This window comes from Pedobacter sp. GQ55, from assembly GCF_059758925.1.
Genome location: NZ_JCAXEI010000002.1, coordinates 733,507 through 754,573, shown reverse-complemented (window position 1 = coordinate 754,573; position 21,067 = coordinate 733,507). Strand labels below are relative to the sequence as shown.

Annotated in this window: 12 protein-coding genes; 8 read left to right on the top strand and 4 right to left on the bottom strand. The window is 38.8% G+C overall.

What is annotated here, in order from left to right; translation table 11 throughout:
- Nucleotides 1-21 precede the first annotated feature (21 nt).
- Together AC6CH7_RS08040 and AC6CH7_RS08035 are read right to left on the bottom strand one after the other, a co-directional pair.
- On the bottom strand, nucleotides 22-495 hold the full coding sequence (locus AC6CH7_RS08040) for a TspO/MBR family protein (protein ID WP_498262183.1): 474 nt from the start codon (nucleotides 493-495) through the stop codon (nucleotides 22-24).
- A 33-nt stretch (nucleotides 496-528) separates the two neighbouring features.
- Complete coding sequence (locus tag AC6CH7_RS08035) at nucleotides 529-3,513, bottom strand: glycoside hydrolase domain-containing protein (RefSeq protein WP_498262182.1); 2,985 nt, start codon at nucleotides 3,511-3,513, stop codon at nucleotides 529-531.
- A 132-nt stretch (nucleotides 3,514-3,645) separates the two neighbouring features.
- Between AC6CH7_RS08035 and AC6CH7_RS08030 the strand changes: the two genes are divergently transcribed.
- Together AC6CH7_RS08030 and AC6CH7_RS08025 are read left to right on the top strand one after the other, a co-directional pair.
- Nucleotides 3,646-4,893: a cystathionine gamma-synthase family protein gene (locus AC6CH7_RS08030; RefSeq protein ID WP_498262181.1), complete on the top strand. Its 1,248-nt coding sequence runs from the start codon at nucleotides 3,646-3,648 to the stop codon at nucleotides 4,891-4,893.
- Nucleotides 4,894-4,913: 20 nt separating this feature from the next.
- On the top strand, nucleotides 4,914-7,268 hold the full coding sequence (locus AC6CH7_RS08025; protein WP_498262180.1) for a TonB-dependent receptor: 2,355 nt from the start codon (nucleotides 4,914-4,916) through the stop codon (nucleotides 7,266-7,268).
- Between the two features lie 134 nt (nucleotides 7,269-7,402).
- Here AC6CH7_RS08025 and AC6CH7_RS08020 read toward each other — a convergent pair whose 3' ends face one another.
- Both AC6CH7_RS08020 and AC6CH7_RS08015 read right to left on the bottom strand, forming a co-directional pair.
- Complete coding sequence (locus AC6CH7_RS08020) at nucleotides 7,403-10,009, bottom strand: DUF7133 domain-containing protein (RefSeq protein WP_498262179.1); 2,607 nt, start codon at nucleotides 10,007-10,009, stop codon at nucleotides 7,403-7,405.
- Between the two features lie 34 nt (nucleotides 10,010-10,043).
- A complete protein-coding gene (locus AC6CH7_RS08015; RefSeq protein ID WP_498262178.1) occupies nucleotides 10,044-10,901 on the bottom strand; it encodes a 3-keto-disaccharide hydrolase in 858 nt (285 codons plus the stop codon).
- A gap of 209 nt (nucleotides 10,902-11,110) precedes the next feature.
- On the opposite strand from AC6CH7_RS08015, the gene AC6CH7_RS08010 reads away from it, so the two are divergent.
- The 6 genes from AC6CH7_RS08010 to AC6CH7_RS07985 all read left to right on the top strand — a co-directional run bounded on the left by AC6CH7_RS08010 (nucleotide 11,111) and on the right by AC6CH7_RS07985 (nucleotide 20,947).
- Nucleotides 11,111-13,285 (top strand): DUF5916 domain-containing protein, encoded by a 2,175-nt coding sequence (locus AC6CH7_RS08010; RefSeq protein ID WP_498262177.1) that lies wholly within the window; start codon nucleotides 11,111-11,113, stop codon nucleotides 13,283-13,285.
- Nucleotides 13,286-13,632: 347 nt separating this feature from the next.
- Nucleotides 13,633-15,126: a L,D-transpeptidase family protein gene (locus AC6CH7_RS08005; RefSeq protein ID WP_498262176.1), complete on the top strand. Its 1,494-nt coding sequence runs from the start codon at nucleotides 13,633-13,635 to the stop codon at nucleotides 15,124-15,126.
- 153 nt (nucleotides 15,127-15,279) lie between these two features.
- Nucleotides 15,280-18,564 carry a cytochrome c biogenesis protein gene (locus AC6CH7_RS08000; protein ID WP_498262175.1) on the top strand — a complete coding sequence of 1,095 codons (3,285 nt, stop codon included), beginning with the start codon at nucleotides 15,280-15,282 and terminating at the stop codon, nucleotides 18,562-18,564.
- Between the two features lie 21 nt (nucleotides 18,565-18,585).
- On the top strand, nucleotides 18,586-19,158 hold the full coding sequence (locus AC6CH7_RS07995; RefSeq protein ID WP_498262174.1) for a 2'-5' RNA ligase family protein: 573 nt from the start codon (nucleotides 18,586-18,588) through the stop codon (nucleotides 19,156-19,158).
- A gap of 303 nt (nucleotides 19,159-19,461) precedes the next feature.
- Complete coding sequence (locus AC6CH7_RS07990) at nucleotides 19,462-19,845, top strand: hypothetical protein (protein WP_498262173.1); 384 nt, start codon at nucleotides 19,462-19,464, stop codon at nucleotides 19,843-19,845.
- Between the two features lie 136 nt (nucleotides 19,846-19,981).
- Nucleotides 19,982-20,947 carry a carboxylesterase family protein gene (locus AC6CH7_RS07985; protein WP_498262172.1) on the top strand — a complete coding sequence of 322 codons (966 nt, stop codon included), beginning with the start codon at nucleotides 19,982-19,984 and terminating at the stop codon, nucleotides 20,945-20,947.
- Nucleotides 20,948-21,067 lie beyond the last annotated feature (120 nt).

Here is a 21,067-nt window from a genome sequence, read left to right as displayed (position 1 = left end):
TCATAAAGGCGATCTGAATAATCAGTTTAACGAAAATATGCTGTACGTTAAAATTGTAGCAAATCCGACCCATAAAATATATGGGATGAATAGTAAACCTGCAGTTTTGTCAATTTTATAGAATACCATTGTGTTTATGATGATGACAAGCAGCAGGGCAACGATTTCAAAAAGTGCCAGTCCAATTTCGTGTGCATAAAAGAACAGGAACGACCACATTACATTTAAAACAAGTTGTATGAGGTATATGGCAACTGTACGTGTGAAATATTGAACTTCCTTTCTTTTTAACCAAACCAGATAGGCAGCAATTCCCATTAAAATAAAAAGGGTAGTCCATACGGGGGCAAATACCCAGTTCGGAGGATTAAAGGATGGTTTATTTAGGGTTACGTACCAAGTTTTAACATATTGAGAAGTAAACCATGCACCGATAGCACCCATGGCTAAAGGAATAGCAATATTAATAATAAAGGCAAATGGTTTAAATCTCATGTTCTGTTAAAAATCGTTGTGCAATGTTACAAGTTAATTTTCTTTAACAACAATCATCCAGCCTTTGTTTTTTGTTACCGGGATCTCATCAGTGGTGGCAAAAGTTTTTGAGGGTTGAAAGTTCTTAATCTCCGGGGCAGTTATTGTAGCCTTTGCCGGGTCAATTCCCAATGCTTTCCAGTCTATGTTCAGTTTTATTTTTGTATCCTCTTTAGCCCAGCTTGCAAGTGCTATCAGTACACTTTTATCTTTCCTGTAAATGGTTGCAATTACATCAGGATTGTTGGTTTTAACCGGATTGTTTTCTACCCAATAGCCAATCATTTTAGTGCCTTGCATTCCAAAATCATCCCATGCTTTCCATATCGCACGAGGGTCTGCGCCATCGCTCCATGGCATACGGTTAGTCATTCCGTAAACCATTCCCCGCCATGCATTACCTCCGTCTTGCAGCATTTCTCCCATTAGTCCGAAAGGTATACCCGAAGATTCTGTTAAAAAGAAATCAGGAGTACTTTTTTCGTAGTCAAAATACTCACCAAACCATAAACGGTTTAGATAAGGGAAATGCTCCATGTATAGGTTTGCACTGTTGTTAAAGCCGTCACTTTTATTGTATTGGTTTGCCGAATGCAGGTCTATAATGCCCGGGTGCCCATTTTGAGTAAGTACACTCTTTACGCGTTTCATTGTAGTTCTGTCGAAAGCTACATCATCCAGATAAAGCCCGTCTATACCTACATTGTTAACCAGCCAGTTCATGCCTTCAACATAATAGTTGTGCCAGCGGCTCATTCCGCTGTTCACAACAGCTGCATCTTTTATTTCGGGTACATACCATGCCGCTATGTAATCTTCGCCAAGGTGTTCCTGTAACCAGGAATAGCCACCGCCTTTACCGGGCGAGTAAATTTCGTGACCTAAGCTGCGCAATGGAAATGTCTCGTAAGCACTGTTCGATAATTCGCGAACGGTATTATAGATTTTAACCTTAAGCCCCTTTGAATGTGCCTCATCAATATAGGTTTTCATTTCCTTGTGGGCAATAAAAGGGTAATTGATGAATGGATTAATTGGCGTGGCGTGGTGTATGTTTATTAGTGTTGCACCTGTTGCTTTAATGGTATCCAGGTTATTGTATTTATGATAAAAGCGGTTGCTCCACTGAAAATCAGTATTGATTGGGTGGAAAGGGGTAATTAACAATGTGAAGTTGTAATATAAAGTATCGCCCTTTTTCATCAGGCGTTCTCCGCTGTAATTATCGGCCAGAATTGCCTGCCCTTTTTTCGCGATCTTAATGCCGCCTTTACCTTCGTTGCCCCATGATGTTGGCAGTAATAAAGGCTTCTGTAAATAGAAGTTTGTATTTAAAGGACGAACATAATGATTGTCTCTTAATGAATATTGTAAACCTGCATTTACATCGCCTATCCAGGCACCATCCTGGTTTTTGTTGGCAACATCCCATTTCCAGTTTAAGGAATCCGGGCGATAACCACCTTTCTGACCAAGACCCATCATGTATTTAGCAGCGATTGGAGTGAAGGGAAGGTGTAAGCTGATGTTGTTCAGTTTAATGTCATTTACCGCGATGAATTTAATTGTGTATGATACAAAACCATCAAACTCAAGTGAGGCATTTACCTCCATATTTAAACTGTCGGATGTACTTTTTGAAGTCCACTTTGCAATGCCCGGTTGTTTATCTGTAAAGGTGATTTCGGAAGTTTTAAATTTAATATCCTTATGGTTGGGTCTTGTTACATGAAAATGAACGGGCTCGGTAAGAATGTTTTTTGGAGTGGCCGATAATTCTGTCATCTCCGGCGTAAAAAATGTTTGTATCTGAGCAGGTAAACCGTCCTGATTTATGGTGAACTTTCTGCCCAGCAGAGAAATGGTTTTGTGGTTTATAACAAGAGGAATGTAAGGGGCAATAACCTCATTTTTCTCTGCCATTGTTGAGTTTAACCATTTAAGTCGGGTTTGTTTTTGCGGTTCATTTATACCTCCATCTGCCAGAACAGTGTTGTTTACGGTTAACGTAATCTGGATGATTGTGCTGGCTGAGCCTTTGGTGCTAACGGTTGCAGTACCTGTATAAGTGCCTGCATTAATGTCTTTAGGGATATCAGCAAGTATCCACAATGCCTGTACTTTGTTTTTGGCTACGTTTACAGTTTTATGTAACGGGCTGCCATCCCAGTTAACGCCATCGGTATTTAAACATGAAAAAGCTTTTGCAAAAATGGTTTTGCCTGCTTTATTTTTTAGATCGCTGAAAGTAACTTTAACATCATTAATATCTTTTTTTATCGGGTAAATACCAAGCTGATAGGTGTAGTTTTCTCCTTTAGACGCTGTTCCGGAGAAAGAGTTCTTTAATCCTTTTGTGATCCATAACTGAGGCAGATCGTTCTGCATTTTTATAGGATTCACTCTATCTTCAGTAAAAACAAGGTAGTCTTTTTGCGGATGTTGTTTAATCAGGTTTTTATTTTCTGCTGCGGTTGCAATTACTTCCATAGGGTAGAAACTGCTCATTGCATTAATGGCCTCTATACGTACAAGCTTGGCAGGTACAGCATTTGCGGTTGATTTTGGCCACTGGCTCTCGGTTGTCGGAGCTTTTCTATACTGAGCATTTGGGTAATTTGAGCGCCCTTCTACCTGATATGGCATGTAGTAAACATAATAAGTGCCAGCTCCGGAGGTTGGTTCGAAATAGATGGTCCCTTGTTCTCTGCTGATGTTTGCAGCTTTTACATTTGTGATTTTGCTGTTGGTTTTTGCATCAACCACCCAGATGTCTTTAAGCTCGGGATGGGCGTCTCTTCTTCGCCATTCGATAGTTGTTTTTGCTACATTTCCAGCTGCGCCTACCGTTAGCACAGCTCTATGGTTCCCCAGAGAGTCCGGATTCCAACTGTCGTTTCCAGTAGCGTATTTAATTTGCTGAGCGCTAACTCCCGCTATCAGGAATAAGATGAAAATAAGTACTAAAGATGGTTTCATTATGTGTTTATATTTAATGGTAAAAGTAACCATTCTGTTAATAGACTGGTAATATTTCAGATTTCCTATGCAAAACGTCTTTTTTTTAAAATAAAAAATGGAAGTTTGTTTTCTTGAATAAATTAAGTTTAAATGAGCGATAAAAAAGGATTTACAACCACCATACTTCATTCAGACCGTCTTTTGAAACCAGAATTCGGTGCATTACATCAACCTGTTCATAACGCAGTAACCTGGGGATACGATGATGTCCAGGGACTGGTAAATGTTTTTCAAAACAAAACAAAGGGTTATGCTTATTCCCGTCAGGGCAATCCAACAACAACCGCGCTTGAACATAAAGTAACACAAATGGAACAGGGTCTTGCCACTGTTTCTTTTGCTACAGGAATGGCTGCCATTTCTTCTACAATACTGGCTTTAATAAAAGCAGGAGACCATATTATTGCAAGTTCATACCTTTTTGGTAATACCAGAAGTATTATGCAGACTTATATGGACATGGGCCTGAGCATCTCTTTTGTTGATGCAACGGATGTTCAGAACATTAAAAATGCCTCTCAGGAAAATACCAGAATGGTGTTTGTTGAAACCATTGCAAACCCTGCTACTCAAATATCAGATCTAGGTGCTATTGGCGATTTTTGCGAAGACAAAAAATTGATCTATGTAGTAGATAATACAATGACATCGCCTTACTTGTTCCGTCCGGTTGCAGTAAAGGCTAGTCTTATCATCAACTCTTTAACAAAATATATTGGTGGTCATGGTAATGCATTAGGTGGCAGTGTAACTGACACGGGCTTATTCGATTGGCTTAGCTTCCCTAACATTGCACCAATAATCCGCGAGCAGATTCGTCCGGAAATGCAGGGAATGACGCAAATAAGAAAAAGAGGCCTACGTGATGGTGGTGGTACGCTTGCTCCTGAAGCAGCGCACAGTATTTCTGTGGGTTCTGAAACTATTGCTTTAAGACTTGATCGTGCCTGCAGTAACGCGGCTACACTTGCAACGTTTCTTGAAAACCACCCTTTAATCAGTAAAGTTTATTATCCCGGACTGAAAAGCCACCCTCAGCATGAGCTTGCTTCAAGTTTATTTCATCGCTATGGCGGATTATTGAGTTTTGCACTTGTTGATGGTATCGATTGCTTTAAGTTTCTGAATGAGCTTAAACTGGTTATTAAATCAAGTAACCTGGGCGATACCCGCACACTTGCTATTCCTGTTGCTCATACCATATTCTTCGAATTAGGTAAAGAAAGACGTGATGAAATGGGAATTCCTGATTCTATGGTTAGATTGTCTGTAGGTATTGAAGATACAGAAGATCTTATTCGGGATTTCAGCGCTGCTTTTGAGGCTGTTTCCAATTAAGTAAATGTACAAGAAATAGAATGAATAGAATAATAGCATGCTTGTGTTTAAGCATTTTCATCTGTTTTGCAGCGAATGCACAACAGCATAAGATTTCAGGAACGGTTAAAGACGCTAAAGGAGTTCCTGTTGATGCAGTAACAGTACAGGTATTAAATACAAATTTAAGTACAGTTACAGATTTGACCGGTGCTTTTGAGCTTGTTAATGTTCCTTCGGGTAAAGTAAGTTTAAGATTCAGCGCCGTGGGTTATGCAGCAATAAATAAACTGGTAGCCGATGATAACAAGAGCCTGAATATTACTTTGGAAGACGCGGGGTTGAGATTGGATGAAGTAATTGTTTCTGCACAGAAAACAGAAGAAAATGTTCAGAATATACCCTCCAGTATATCTGTTTTTTCATCAGCAAAAGTGAATGATTACAAGATACAGAATACAAGAGATTTGTCAGCTATTGTTCCAAATCTTTATAGCAGTAACCCCGGTGATGGAAGGAATGTAACCTCAATAAGGGGGATTACTACAACTTCTTACGATCCGGCTGTAGCCACTTATATTGATGGTGTAAATCAATTTGGATTGGATACATATATTTCCTCTCTGTTTGATGTTGAAAGGATAGAAGTATTGCGTGGCCCTCAGGGCACTTTGTATGGGAGAAATGCAATGGGTGGGGTAATTAACATTATTACCAAAAAGCCCGCAAATTATACATCCGGTTTTGCAGGTGTTGATATCGGGAATTATGGTCAGCAGCGTTATAGCGCAGGTATCAGAACAGCCCTAATTAAGGATAAGTTATTTTTTGGTGCTGCAGGACTGGTTAACAGACAAAGTGGATTTTTTACCAATGAGTTTAATAATAAAAAGTATGATCGTTTACATGGCTACCTGGGCAATTATTATCTGAAATTTCAGGGCAGCTCAAAGTTTGATTTAACTTTAAATGTAAAGCATAATGAGAACCGTAATGATGGAACATTTCCATTAGTGGCTTCTGTTGAGGAGGCATTAAGTAGCCCTTTTAAAGTAAATCAGAATACGTTGACTACGATGTTTGATAATCTGTTTAACGCTTCATTGTCTGCAAACTACGCTGGTGATGCCTTTAATTTTACCTCTCAAAGTGCTTACCAGTCTAACTATAGGTATTATGATAAACCGATAGACAGTGATTTTTCGCCGATCGATGGAATTTCTCTTATCAATAACTATGGTAAGGACTGGAATAAGATACAGATTTTAACTCAGGAGTTTAAGTTTAGTTCTCCTTCGGCATCTAATTCAAGGCTTAAATGGGTAGGAGGTGTGTATGGCTTCTATCAGAAAAATCCGGTAAAACAGGGCTTGTTTTTTGGCGAAGATGCGGAAATGGTGGGATCTGTACCTGGCCTTAGTATTTTAAGTGTTAACAATGGAAAAAGTTTTGGCTTAGCTGCCTTTGGTCAGGTTAGCTATGCAATCACAGATGAGTTGTCGGCAACTGCAGGTTTACGTTACGACTATGAACATAAAAAACAAGGTATATATGGAGAGATGTTGATGCCTGGGGAAACTCAACCTATAGTTGAACAAAAAGATACCAGTGCCACAGCTAGTTTTAAGGCGTTATCTCCTAAAGTTAGTCTTGCTTATTTGTTTGTGCCTGACCATAGTTTTTATGCAACTTACAGCCGAGGTTTCCGTGCTGGCGGTCTTACACAGATCGGCTCTGACAGAACTGCAAAACCTTTAGTAGCCTACAAACCAGAATATGGTAATAATCTAGAGTTTGGATCAAAAAATACGTTTTTCGATCAGCGCTTAAGTGTTAATGTTGCCGCTTTTTATGTTAGACTTACAGATGCACAAATTCCTGTGCTGATCTTGCCGGATGCGATAACAATAACCAGAAATGCGGGAAAATTAAGTAGTAAAGGTGTTGAGGTTGAGCTTTCAGCCAGACCTGTTAAAGGCCTGAGCGTTGATTATAACTTCGGCTATACTGACGCAAAATATAAATCATTGAGTTTGCCGGTAGATAAGGAGGTTGTGAATTTTGATGGTAACAAACAGATATACACACCAGAGATGACTTCTATGCTTGCATTGCAGTACAGCTATCAAATTGAAAACCTTAAGAAGCTGAATTTAATTGCCCGAGGTGAGTGGGCATACACAGGAGATCAATTTTTTGACCTTCAAAACCGTTTTGAGCAAAAAGGCTATCATTTGTTTAATGCAAAAGTTGGTGTTTCTAATAAGAGATTTGACTTGTTTTTCTGGGGAAGAAATTTGAGTGATAAAACCTATGTAGATTATGTTTATGATTTCGGTGCTGCCCATTTGGGTAATCCGAAAACATATGGAATTTCATTGGCAGGAAAGTTTTAAAACGATCGCGACGGTCAGGTCGTCATCTCTCCTATCGAGATGACGAATGTACAGGAAAGACGATGTATAAAAAAACAGAGTGCACTTCAATTGAAGTGCACTCTGTTTTTTTAGCAAAGGCTCTTGAATATGCCTTATTTCTTTTGCTGAGAAAGGAAAGTAACAAGTGAAGCAAGTTCCTCGTACGACAATGAATTGGCTAAACCTGCTGGCATCATAGATGAATCCATTTCTTTGCGCGATAAGATGTCGCTTGCTTTAATAGTGAAAACTTCACCAGCAATATTACGCATCACAACCTTAGCAGCTGTTTCTTCAGTAATAAAACCCATATAAGTTTTATCTCCTTTAGCAGAGATCATTACAGTAGCAAATCCTTGCGAAATTGAAGCACTTGGTTTAAGGATAGATTCAGCAATTTGCTCACGATTCATAATTGAACCAATTTGGCCCATAAATGGTCCTTTCATTTTTTCGCCTTTGCTGATGCTATGGCAGGCAATACATCCCTGACGGGTAAATAATGCTTTACCTTTAACCGCGTCACCTTCTAGTTTATTGATGGCCAATAAAACATCCTCAATAGATGATTTACCAACCTGGCCTTTTTGATTCTTAATCTTTTCAAGGTCTACTTTAGGCTCTTCGGTAGCAGCAACTTTTTCTTCAGTAGCAAATGCACCAATATCCATACGGTTGCGGGCATCTAAGTCTACGAAAAATTGTTTTCCATTAGCATCTGCTTTTTCCCATTCTTCTTTTAAGAATTTCTCAATAGCAGGAGAAGCTTCCCAAACAACGCCTTTGTAGTATGGCCCATGAGAATCGGGTCTTGTACCCCACCACCATGATGCATCATATACGTCCTCTTTTTTATAAAGACGTGCTAAAGTAATCAGGATCTGTTTCTTTAATTTTTCATCTTTCGATTTCTGATAGGTATCGATTAATGCGTTAACCGCTTTTTGATCATGCATATAACGTAAAGCCCACAATGCAAGCGTTGAATTTTCGCCATTAATTGCTGCTATAGCAGCATCCACAGCTTTAAGGTTTACTAATGCCTGTACAGCTAAGTGAGGTTGAACAATAGCAGAATTAGGAGTAGCATGAGGACCTTCTACATCTTTAGCAGGTTCTACAAATGATGCGGGAACTTTGGTTTGTAATAGGGCAGCGGCAGTTTCTACATGTCCTAAACGACCTAATCCTATTGCAGCAACAGCTTGAACACGTGGCGAAGGATCTTTAAGCCCGTCTAAAAACGGCTCGGTGGGAACATTTTGTAAGTTGTTTTTGCGATCTGCAAGTGTTTTCAAAGCGAACTCCCTCATCGCATCTTCTTTCGTAAATGCTAATAAAGCGGGGATTCCATCAACACCAGCAGCTTGTGCGTAAGTGTAAATACCAGCAACACGTGCATATAAAGGAAGTTTTTTGTCAGACGCTATTTTTAAAGCAGCTGCAGTAGCTTGTTTGTTTGAACGGCTAATCAGTTCCTGTGAAGCACTCAAACGGGCTACTGCACTGGCTGATTTAAGCAATTCTGCTAATTGTTTAACAGAGGCTTTTGTAACATTTGGAAATGCTTTATAAGTCCAATTGTTTGGTACTGCACGAACTACATAACCCTTACTTGGGCTACCAGAATAGCCTGCGCCATCCCATGCAGAAAGGTAAAGCCTGCCTGAACCATCAACATCCAAATCTGTGATTTGAGGAAGTTTAATAAACTCTTCTTCTTTTTGGGTGAAAGTAGGACCATCTGGTGTAACCCTATGGATATACAGCATGCTTCTTCCCCAATCAGCCATCATTGGAACGTTGTTGTATTTTTCAGGCCAGTTTGGTTCGCTCATAAATAAAGCGCCTGTACCTGAACCGCCACCAACATCTACTAATGCAGGTAATATTTCATCAGTAAAGTGTTGAAACAAAACAGGGTATCCATATTCTCCAGACTGGATAAAATGCGAAAAGCGGACATTCCATCCACCGCCATCATTGGTGTTTTCTCTTGTGAAAACATTCATGTAGGGATCAATAGCAACATCATAAACGTTGCGCGTTCCATGAATAAATATTTCCATTTCGGTGCCATCAGGACGTACGCGGACAATACCACCACCTAGCATAGTTAGCTTTTTGCCAGAACGATCTACGGCATTATGAAATCCAAAATCACCAACAGAAATATAAATCCAACCGTCGATACCCATTCTGATTCCATTAGTAGCATGGTCTGTTCCACGCTCCTGGATGTATTTAGTATTACTAAGGTTTTCTATAAGAGGTTTTGCAGGGCCATCAGCCTTTCCGTCACCATCTTTATCTTCAAAAACGACCAGGGCCATTCCTGTAGCTTTACCGGTTTCTTTAGAGAAGGTTGTGTGTAATACAAAGACCTGATCGCCTTGCACGATAATACCACGGGGGTTATCAACCATTGCAAATTCTACATGCTGGTCCATTTTACCATCGTTGTCTTTATCAACAAGTTTAAGGATACGGCCTTTGCCCGGATCTTTACCTAATGATCCGATCATATCAACACCAACAAAAATTTCGCCCGTTGCAGCAACAGCCAAACAAGCCGGACTTGGTGTAACATCAGGGCCGGCAAACGGGGTAATTGTTAATTCAGGAGGGTCAAAGGAGGTGGCTTTAGGTTCGCCCACGAAGCTTTTTATTCCCAGGAATAGTATCAGGGAATAAATAAGGCTTAAAGAAAATTTAATCATTTGTGTATTCTATTAAGTGTTTGCTGTAAGTATGTTATTGTTTTGCTACTCTTTTTTCTGCCATTAGTTTTTGAACTACTTCCTGTAGCTTAGCAGGGTTCTTGGCATACTTTTCTAAATTGATGATTTCAACTTTTCTGAAATCTACCGGATGGCTTTCACTTTGTAAGGAAATCGAACCACCTTTTAAAAGCTGGCCTTCTGCAGCATCGCCAACAGGGTCTAGTTGTGGTCTGGTGTAACGTAATACCTCTTCGCCATTCACATAGTGAACCACTAAAGAGTCGGCAAGTACAAGAACTTCAACGCGTACCCATTGATCGCCATTGAAAGTTTTCGAGTTAGATTCAATGCAGTGGGTTTTGATCACTTTGCCGTCTTTTACAAATTGAGTACCAGGGGTACATAGGTTTGCAGTTGAGCGTTCGCCATTTCCGGCACCGCCTAATAGCTGAACTTCGATAGAGTTAGGGAAGTCCTGATCTTTTTTCATAGTAGCGGGGTCCTGGCCGTGGATCATGATGCCGCTGTTGCGGTATGCCCATCCCGGACCACCTTTTACCTGATCTTTGACAAAACGATACTCTACTCCTATAAGATAATATGAGTAAGGTTTTTTGTAAAACAGGTGACCATATTGCTCATCAAATTCAGAATATTGGTCATATCTTACCTGAATGTTTCCGTCTTTAACACTAAAAGTATTTCCGTAATTATCATTCAGATCATGCTTTCTTATTTTAACATCCCAGCCATTTAAGTCCTTTCCATCAAACATTTGTTCCCATTTTGGGCCTGGTGAGGACTGTTTAACTGAACAGCCAAAGAAAACAAGTGGGAAACTCAGGGCAATCGCTACCCTGAACATTGAAGAAATGAAGTTTTGTTTCATTATTGTGGTTTATGTGTAGGTTTTTCATTGTAAACTTAGGAATAATCTTTTTTAGATAAAGCCAATTTGTTGTTTCATCCTGTTTTTTTCCCAAAATTTTTCAGATTCATGGGTTTTATGCGCTATTATGTTCATCATGTTACAAATACATTATTGCAGTGCCTATCTTTTTTTTATACTTTGGCCCCCTTAACCGAACCTAACCTATTGTGCGAATTAGCCTCTTTTTATTTGCTTTCTTTTTCTGTTTATCTCTTTCAGCTCAAAAAAAGAATGATGCTTATCAGTTACGTATCAATAAAGCTTCGTCGACCATTAAACTAGATGGGGAATTAGATGAGCAAGCCTGGCAAGATGCCGATGTAGCATCAGATTTCTACATGATCCTGCCGATGGATACCAGTTATGCCAAAGTGCGTACTGATGTGCGGATGACCTATGATCAGCAGAATCTTTATCTTTCAGTAGTAAACTATAATGGGGCACCGGGCCCTTATATGGTAGAATCTCTGCGCCGTGATTTTTCTTTTTTAAAGAACGACAACTTTATTATGTTCATGGATCCATTTGATGATCAAACCAATGGTTTCGCCTTTGGTGCCAATGCTGCGGGTGCACAATGGGATGGCTTGATGTACGATGGAGGTAAGGTCGATCTGAGCTGGGACAATAAATGGCAATCTGTAGTAAAGAATTATCCTGATAAATGGGTTTTTGAAGCTGTAATCCCATTTAAAAGTATCAGATATAAGAAAGGTATTACAAAATGGGGAATAAACTTTGGCAGAAATGATCTGAAGACTACAGAGAAAAGCAGTTGGGCACCAGTGCCAAGACAGTTTCCATCAGCTTCGTTAGCTTATACAGGCACGCTGGTATGGGATATGCCACCACCAGACCCGGGAACTACTGTTTCTTTAATTCCGTATGCACTTGGTGGCGTTATTAAAGATTATGAAACTGATAAGCCCTCAACATATCGTAAAGATATAGGACTAGATGCTAAGGTGGCTATTACCTCTTCTTTAAACCTGGATCTTACTGTAAACCCTGATTTTTCGCAGGTAGATGTCGATAAACAAGTCACTAATTTAGATAGGTTTGAGTTATTTTATCCTGAAAGAAGACAGTTCTTCCTTGAAAATGGAGATCAGTTTACCAATTTCGGGTATGCAGGTATTCGCCCTTTCTTTTCACGCAGGATAGGTCTGGGGGTACCCATTAAATTTGGTGCACGCTTAAGCGGCAAATTAAACAAGGACTGGAGACTGGGCATTATGAATATGCAAACGGAGAAGCAAAACTCGACTGCCTTACCCGCTCAGAATTTTACGGTTGCAGCTTTGCAGCGCCGTGTATTTGCCCGCTCTAATGTTGGCTTTTTATTGATCAATAAAGAATCTTTAAATTATAATCCAAGTGATCTGGCTCCGGGCACAGCTACTTATTCCCGCTACAATAGAAACTTTGGGATGGAATACAATCTGGCTTCGGCCAATAACTTCTGGACTGGAAAGGCAATGGTGCTTAAATCTTTTAGTCCGGGGAAAAGCGGACACGATTGGACGCACGCCGCTAACCTGCAATACACAAGTGGTAAATGGAACATTAGCTGGCAACATGAATACGTAGGACGGAATTATACTGCTGAGGTAGGTTACGTGCCGCGCCAGGGATATGTTAAAATGGTACCACAGATTACTCGTCTTTTCTTTCCAAAGAAAGGACCATTGCTGAGTCATGGGCCACAAATTACATCTACCAATTTCTTTGATGAAAATATGCGCCGTACCGATAATGAGCTGTTGGCATCTTATGGGATGGTTTTTAGAAGCAGGAACACACTTACCGTATGGGGGTCTGGTACTTATATCAAGTTGCTGCAGCCTTTTGATCCGGTAAGTACTAAAATAGATACGCTTGTAGCTGGAAGCGAACATAATTGGACTACCGTAGGGGCCGATTATGTATCTAAACCTCAGAGCTTGTTTACATATGCATTGAATGCTCGCTATGGAGGTTACTATGCTGATGGTAAACGATTAACATTAGGCGGGGAATTTGGTTATCGTTTTCAGCCGTATGTAAGTATTGCTCTAAGTGCAAACTACAATAAGTTGAACCTACCAAAGCCATGGGGTTATAACGATTTCTGGCTTGTAGGCCCAAGACTGGATGTTACCATGACAAATACATTGTTTCTTACCGGCTTTGTGCAGTACAACGAGCAAATGAAAAATATGAATGTAAATACGAGGTTCCAATGGAGATATCGCCCAGCTTCAGATCTGTTTATTGTATATACCGATAACTATTTGCCCGAACCTTTTGCTGTCAAAAACAGGGCTTTGGTAATAAAATTGGTGTATTGGTTAAATATTTAGAAAAATTCATCAAATCTTCATAATTGGTCCATATGTTTGTATCGAGAGCGTTAATTTAAATAGCCTGCGACATTCATTTGTCGCGGGTTATTTTATGCTTTTTTTTACGAAAACTACAAATGTTTAGTAGCATTTACATAAATTTAGGCGTATTGATATTTCTGGCTAGTTGCCAGAATGTTGCTTAGGGGGTTGCTAAGGCATTGTTTGGGGTTGTTTCGGATGGGAGCCGAATAAACCGCTTAAGAAGCTCAAAGCAACCACCTGGCAATATTTCAGAAATGGGGGGGATGCAGGCAAAAACAAGTTGTTACTTTATTTGTTAATGAATAATAAGTCTCATCGAGATGATTAATACAAATCATTCCCTTAAACTCCCTTTTATGAGGGACGTGGCCATTGTAATAATGACTTGTATATTGTTTTGTCTATCCTGTACGGTTAAGCGTGCTGCTACTCCAAGTCCGTTGGTGCGGTTAAATAAAATAGAGCCTCCAATTTTAAGGAAACACGCCGAAAAAATGAATGTAGCGGCTGAATTCAAAAAAGTTTTTGAAGCCAGCCGTCTTACTTTCACTTATCCCGAAGAAATTGACTCTTTTTATAAGAGAAATGAGTTTCAACCTGTACTGGTGTCCAGGTTCATGCCAGATGATCAGCTACGAACTTTAGAGGATTATTTAGTGAAGGCGAATGTTCATGGAATAGATCCGGAAGTTTTTTCGGTAAGCCGTATAAAAAAGTTATTGGATAATTATAATGATAAAGATTCCCGGAGAAAAGAACGGGAAGTTTATCGGGATGCTATGGAGCTTGAATTGGTTATTGCCGATGCAATGATCAAATACAGCAATGCTTTGCAATTTGGGATTACTGATCCGGCAAGGGTTTATGCTAATTACAGCACTCCAACATTGCGGCCTGATAGCATGAGTGTTATACAGGTTTTCGAAGTAAGAAATATCAAAACTTATCTGGATAGCATACAGCCAAAAGACAAACAATACCTTGCTTTGCAAAAAGCACTAAAATCAGAAAAGGAAAGTGTACCGGAGAGTGACAGTATTTATCGTGCCCTAATGGTAAACCTGGAACGATTGAGATGGAGAAACAAGCCTGCAGCTGATAAATATGTATTGGTAAATATTCCCGAGTTTATGCTGAGTGTGATAGATAGTGGAAAAGTGGTGCTTCGCATGAAGGTTTGTGTTGGTGAAAAGGAAGTTAATAAGGAAACTCCTCAACTGAGCAGCATGATCTATAGTGTACAGGTAAATCCGGTTTGGAATATCCCACAAAGCATTGCAAGTAATGAGATCATCACTTCCGCTAAAAGAAACAGGTATTATTTTGCTAACAACGATATCAATGTATACCAAAATGGTAAGCTCGTAGGCGATCCGGAAGCCATCGACTGGAAATCTGAAGAAACAGGGTCTTATTCATTTAAACAACAGCCGGGTGAGCAAAACCCCCTTGGCAGAATCAAATTTCTTTTTAATAATGAGAGTAGCGTTTACCTCCATGATACACCCACACAATCACCCTTTAAGCAAAGCATAAGGGCAGTAAGCCATGGTTGTGTACGGGTAGAACAGCCTTTAAACCTTGCCTATGCATTGTTTGGTAAAGGGCAAAAGTTTGATCAGATAAAAAAAGCGATGGTTAATGGTTATCCAAGAGCAAAATATATCGGATTATCTCTTCAGGTACCTGTTTGGATTCGCTATTATACCGCCTGGGCAGATAAAAAGGGTGTTGTTCATTTCTATCAGGACATCTATGGTTTGGATGATGTTTTATATAAACAGATATCTTTCCCCTTTTCTCAACTCTATTAGGTGACGTTTAGTCTTATTTTTGCCATAAATTCATTTACCCTTATTTTTTTTGATTTGCTAGGGGCATCTTTGCCACCAATTATAATACACAAATCATTTTTTTGGTAAGATTCAGAAAATCTTATCGATAGAAATAAAAAAGAAATATTAATAATGATTAACAGGTTAGGTAAAATTCTCTTTTCAACCCGTACCACGGGTGTGATGTTGTTGCTTTATGCTTTTTCTATGGCAATGGCCACTTTTGTGGAAAATGACTATGGAACGTCTGTAGCCAAAGCGCTAATTTATGACTGTTGGTGGTTTGAATTGATTATGCTAATCCTGGTATTGAACTTTATTGGGAATATTGGCAGGTACCAGCTTTTGCAACGTAAAAAATGGCCTTTATTGGTATTCCACCTTGCATTTGTGCTTATTTTTATTGGTGGTTATATTACAAGATATATAAGTTTTGAAGGATCAATGCATATCCGAGAAGGCGAAACGAGTAAAGATATTATTTCGGATAAAACCTTTATTAAGGTGCAGATAGGTAAAGGTGATGCAGCATTGGCATATGATGATGTACCTGCCAATTTAACTTCTAACCGCATTCCGGTGTATTTAAAGCCTTTTAAAAAGACGTTTACTTCTGAGTACGATTACAATGGAGAGCGTGTTAAGTTAAAGGTGGTTGATTTTTATGCAAGGGCGCAGGATTCACTGGTGCGTGGGGAGACTGGTAAACCTACCTTACATCTTGTTGTACTTGAAAACGGTAAACGTGTAAATAAATATATTCCTACTGGTGGTGTGCAGCTGATGCAGAACATGTTGGTTTCTTTTAATAAAGAAACCCCGGGCGCCATCAATATAAGTGATACTAGTGGCGCGCTTCAGATTTTTTCTCCATACGAGGGTAATTATATGATTATGGCTACTCAGGAAAGAAAGCCTGTTGTTGGGAATAATGTTGCTCAGCCTTTCAATTTAAGAAGTTTATATACTTATGGAGGACTTGCTTTTGTTGTTCCTGAGCCTGCAATACCTGGTCGCATCATTTATTTTGAGGGTGATAAAAGGACTCATGAGCATGATCTGGATTTAGTGAAAGTACAAATTACTACACCAACTGCTGTTGATACTGTATCGTTTTACGGTGGAAAAGGGATGACGAATTTCCAACACCAAAGTGAGGTTGGTGGTTTGAGGATTTCGTTGGCTTATGGGTCTAAGATCTATCAAACACCATTTTCGCTTAAATTGGCAGATTTTAAAATGGAGAAATATCCAGGTAGTAATAGTCCGGCTTCTTATTCTTCTGATGTAATGATTTTGGATGAGGCTGGAGAAACACCATATAAAATATTTATGAACCATGTATTGGATCATTCAGGTTATCGCTTTTTTCAGGCAAGTTTTGATGAGGATGAAAAGGGTACGATACTGTCTGTAAATCATGATCAGTTGGGTACTAACGTTACCTACATTGGTTATATTTTACTTTTCTTAGGCATGTTTGTTACGCTATTCTGGAAAGGGACTCATTTTTCGAAATTGAATGAGCAATTAAAAACAATCTCTAAATCGAAAACATTGCTGTTGCTGCTTTTCTTTTTGCCTGTTGGCGCAGCTTTTAGTCAGAAGATAGATATGCATGGCACTGATGGTGCAACGACTCATGTTCATGAAAATGGTGAGGTTCACGATAATGAGCATAATGTTGTGCCCGGAAATGGTACTGCACCAGAACATAAACATGAGCATAATGATACGCAACTGTTTTTACCTACTAAAACCTTAGATCCTGTACAATTTGCTTCGTCTATTAAAATAGATGAGACGCATGCTGATAAGTTTGGTCATTTATTGGTGCAAAATATTGATGGCAGGATTGAACCGGTTAATACGATGGCACTGGAAATCCTTAGGAAATTACACCGCAAGGATCGTTTTTATACATTAAATGCAAACCAGTTTTTCTTATCTATTTCCACAATGCCTTTTAACTGGATCAACGTTCCGTTGATTAAAGTAAATACTAAGGGTGGGCCTGAATTGCTTAAAACTGTGAGCGCTACTCCTGAAGGTTATACTTCGATGGTAAATTTGATAAAGATTAATCCGGATGGGACTGCTGAGTTTAAGTTAAAAGACGATTATGCAAAGGCGTTTGCTAAGAAACCCGCTGAACAAAATAGCTATGATAAAGATGTAATTGATCTGAATGATAAATTACAGGCTATGGAACAATTGATTTATGGTCAGTATTTACGTGTTTCACCAATTATTGGTGATGCAAATAATACCTGGATTGCTATGACAATAAGTGATTTGGATAGTATTTCTGTTAAGCCAAGCGCCATTAGTCGTTATGTTAAGGCTGTAAATGAGGCTCAGGTATCAGGTAATTGGTCTTCGGCTGATGCCGCGCTGAAAGATATTGGCGAAGCGCAACAGAAATATGGTAAGAATGTAGTGCCTTCGCAGTCGAAAGTTGAATGGGAGATCAGTTATAACTCATGGAATATATTCCTGAATCTGATGATTACTTATGCCATTTTAGGGGTAGTGATACTTTCACTTGCATTTATGAAGTTGTTTAAGAATTCTAAATCACTTGATACACTGGTTAAGGTGGTTTTAATACTTATTGGCATTGCCGCAACTTTGCAGGCTGTAGGTTTGGGAGCTCGTTGGTATATTTCGGGGCATGAGCCTTGGAGTAATGGTTATGAAGCGGTATTGTTTATTAGCTGGATAGGTGTTTTATCTGGTTTATTGATGTATAGAAACAGTAATGCATTCATACCTGCTGCGGGGTGTTTAATTGCCGTGATTTTGATGGGTTTTGCACATGGTGGTTCTCAGATGAATCCTCAGATTACGCCGTTGGTTCCCGTATTGAAATCATATTGGTTAATGATTCACGTAGCAATTATTACTTCTAGCTATGGTTTCTTTGGGTTAAGTGCATTGATCGGAACAGTTGTATTGATACTTTATGTGATTGATAATAATAAAATTAGTGCAAAGGTTAAGGCTTCTATTACTGAGCTAACGATTGTGAATGAAATGTCGTTAACGGTAGGTTTATTTTTACTAACTGTTGGTACGTTTTTAGGTGGTGTGTGGGCTAATGAGAGTTGGGGCCGTTATTGGAGCTGGGATCCGAAAGAAACCTGGGCGTTTATTTCTGTTATTGTTTATGCGTTTGTGTTGCACGTTCGTTTAATTCCGGGCTTAAGAAGTAAATACTTGTTTAATTTGCTGTCGCTGTTAAGTTTCTCCAGTATAATCATGACTTATTTTGGGGTTAATTACTACCTGACTGGTTTGCATTCGTATGCGCAGGGTGATCCTGTGCCGATTCCATCGTGGGTATATATTACGCTGGCGGTAGTTTTTGCTTTGGCGTTTGTTTCTTATAGAAGATTTAAAGCAAGGAGTAAATAATCTCTTATCTTTAGTATAGATATGAGTGAAATTTCTGTTTATTCAGTGGCGATATATCCTATTTTCTCCATAATGGAAAAGGTGAAGGCTATGAAGGATGAGCTGGCATCCGTAGCTGGTTGGTATGGCAGTAGAAATTCAAAGGCTCACATAACAATATGTGAGTTTAATGTAGTTGGTGAAAGAGAATTGCTAGCTATTAAAAACCAATTACTTAAGCTTTGTTCTTCTGAACCGCCTTTAGATTTAACATTTGATCGTATCGACTTATATGAAAATGGAGTAATATGCATATTGCCAGATATGGAGTCAGAGATTATACTTAAACCATGTATGAAGAGGATTCAACAAGGTATGAAAGTTAAGTTGACTCATAGAAGTTATAACCCTCATATATCAATAGGTAGGAGGTTAAACCACGAACAATTATCCGTGGCAAGAGATCTGTTTATGGATGCAAAAGTAAATCTAAACTTTATTTGCGATAGAATAGTTCTTCGTGTTCGTGCAAACGAAGGCCAATTTGTAGTAATTGAAGAGTTTGTTTTTCAAAGTAACTCTCAATCGAGAGACGAGCAACTATCAATGTTTTAGGTAGACTGACATGGGGTATATATAGATATAAAACAGTCTTGTTTTTTTCTTATTTTTGTAATGAGGATATCAATTTTTAGTGATTTCATCGTAGTCTTAAGATATGGCGCACAGTAGAAAAATAGCTATGGTAGTTAATCAGGTCAAAATGGAAGACGAGGACAGTCTCGATGTTCTATTTTGGCTTAGCAGAACAGTTTCCGAGAGATTATCTGAAGTTAGTCGCTTGAGAAAAAACTATTTTACCTGGGCAGATGGTAAATTTCCTGAGAAAATTGAAAAAGTAGTTCAACAAAGGAAATTATGATCTTCGAACAAGATTTTATTGATTTTATAGAATTGCTCAATCTTCATAAGGTTGATTATATGATAGTGAGGGCTCATGCACTTGCGTACCATGGCCGCCCCAGACATACCGGAGATTTAGATATTTGGATTAAACCAAGCGCCGAAAATGCATCAAGAATGATTAAGGTACTGAACGATTTTGGTTTTGGATCATTAGGTTTAACTGAACAAGATTTTTTAAAGGAAAATTATGTTACTCAATTGGGATATCCGCCCTTACGGATTGATATTCTAAATGCAATATCCGGTGTTGAATTTGATGAAGCTTATATAAATAGGGTGGATGTCGAGGTTGATAATCTTAAAGTTAACTTTATTAATGTAACCGAGTTCATATAAAATAAAGAAGCCTCGGGAAGAAAAAAAGATCTCGGAGATATCGCTTCTATAAAAAAGATAAAATCTTAGCTTTAACTAACTGGTTAATTTAGTAACATTCTCGTATATTAAGAGTCTGACTACTAAATTGTTCAATATGAAATTCTTACTCGCTTTCTTTGTCGTTTTCAATCTGTTTTGTGGTGCTTTATTAGCCCAGCAAACTCAGGAAAAATATACCAACGAATTAAAGTACCTTCTTTATTTGCCAGAAAATTATAACAAGGATGACCAACAAAAATTTCCTGTTGTATTATTTTTACACGGTAGTGGTGAACGTGGGGAGGATGTAAGCAAGGTGGCAGTAAATGGTTTACCAAAGTTGATCGCCAACGGCAAAAAGTTTCCTTTTATTGTGGTATCGCCCCAAGTGCCGGAAGGAGAACGTTGGGAAAGCACAGATTTAATGCGTTTAATGAAGGATATTAAGAAAAAATATAGAATTGATGAGGATCGTTTGTACTTAACAGGTTTAAGTATGGGCGGTTATGGCAGTTGGGATATGGCAATGAAATATCCTCAGATGTTTGCCGCAGTTATACCGATCTGTGGAGGGGGAGATGTTTCTAAAGTCTGGACAATAAGGCATACGCCTGTTTGGGTTTTTCATGGTGGAAAGGATAATGTTGTTCCGCTTAAAGCAAGTCAGGATATGGTTGATGTGCTAAAACCTATAAATCCTGATGTTAAATTCACCATTTTTCCGGAAGACGGCCATGACAGCTGGACTTCAGCATACAATACCGATAGTTTGTATATCTGGATGTTGGGCATCAAAAAATTTAAGTACACTAAGGTTTCGGTAAATCAGGAAATACTGGATACTTATCAGGGTTCTTATTATAATGATCTTGCCAACGATACCTTGAAGATAACGGTCACAACCGGTGTAGTTACAATGATTCGTAAAAAAGGAGTCACTGAACTAAAGCCCTATGCAAATGACAAGTTCTTTGTAAATGAAAATGATCCGGTTGATGCTGTATTCTCTGGCAAAAAACGGAAAATGCAACTCCTTGTAAATGCCGACAGACAGTATATTTACAAAAGGATTGGTGATTAAAAAGTACAGCTAATCTCAGGGATCATTACCTATTGTATGTTAAAATTCCTTAAGATGATGTAAGAATTGCTGAATTTTTATGTGCTTTATTTAAGTATCATTGAAAAAACTTTTTAACCA

What these genes read in the sequence shown, in the direction of transcription:
- AC6CH7_RS08040 (WP_498262183.1), bottom strand. Translation starts at nt 495, where the DNA reads ATGAGATTTAAACCATTTGCCTTTATTATTAATATTGCTATTCCTTTA.
- AC6CH7_RS08035 (WP_498262182.1), bottom strand. Translation starts at nt 3,513, where the DNA reads ATGAAACCATCTTTAGTACTTATTTTCATCTTATTCCTGATAGCGGGA.
- AC6CH7_RS08030 (WP_498262181.1), top strand. Translation starts at nt 3,646, where the DNA reads ATGAGCGATAAAAAAGGATTTACAACCACCATACTTCATTCAGACCGT.
- AC6CH7_RS08025 (WP_498262180.1), top strand. Translation starts at nt 4,914, where the DNA reads ATGAATAGAATAATAGCATGCTTGTGTTTAAGCATTTTCATCTGTTTT.
- AC6CH7_RS08020 (WP_498262179.1), bottom strand. Translation starts at nt 10,009, where the DNA reads ATGATTAAATTTTCTTTAAGCCTTATTTATTCCCTGATACTATTCCTG.
- AC6CH7_RS08015 (WP_498262178.1), bottom strand. Translation starts at nt 10,901, where the DNA reads ATGAAACAAAACTTCATTTCTTCAATGTTCAGGGTAGCGATTGCCCTG.
- AC6CH7_RS08005 (WP_498262176.1), top strand. Translation starts at nt 13,633, where the DNA reads ATGATTAATACAAATCATTCCCTTAAACTCCCTTTTATGAGGGACGTG.
- AC6CH7_RS08000 (WP_498262175.1), top strand. Translation starts at nt 15,280, where the DNA reads ATGATTAACAGGTTAGGTAAAATTCTCTTTTCAACCCGTACCACGGGT.
- AC6CH7_RS07995 (WP_498262174.1), top strand. Translation starts at nt 18,586, where the DNA reads ATGAGTGAAATTTCTGTTTATTCAGTGGCGATATATCCTATTTTCTCC.
- AC6CH7_RS07990 (WP_498262173.1), top strand. Translation starts at nt 19,462, where the DNA reads ATGATCTTCGAACAAGATTTTATTGATTTTATAGAATTGCTCAATCTT.
- AC6CH7_RS07985 (WP_498262172.1), top strand. Translation starts at nt 19,982, where the DNA reads ATGAAATTCTTACTCGCTTTCTTTGTCGTTTTCAATCTGTTTTGTGGT.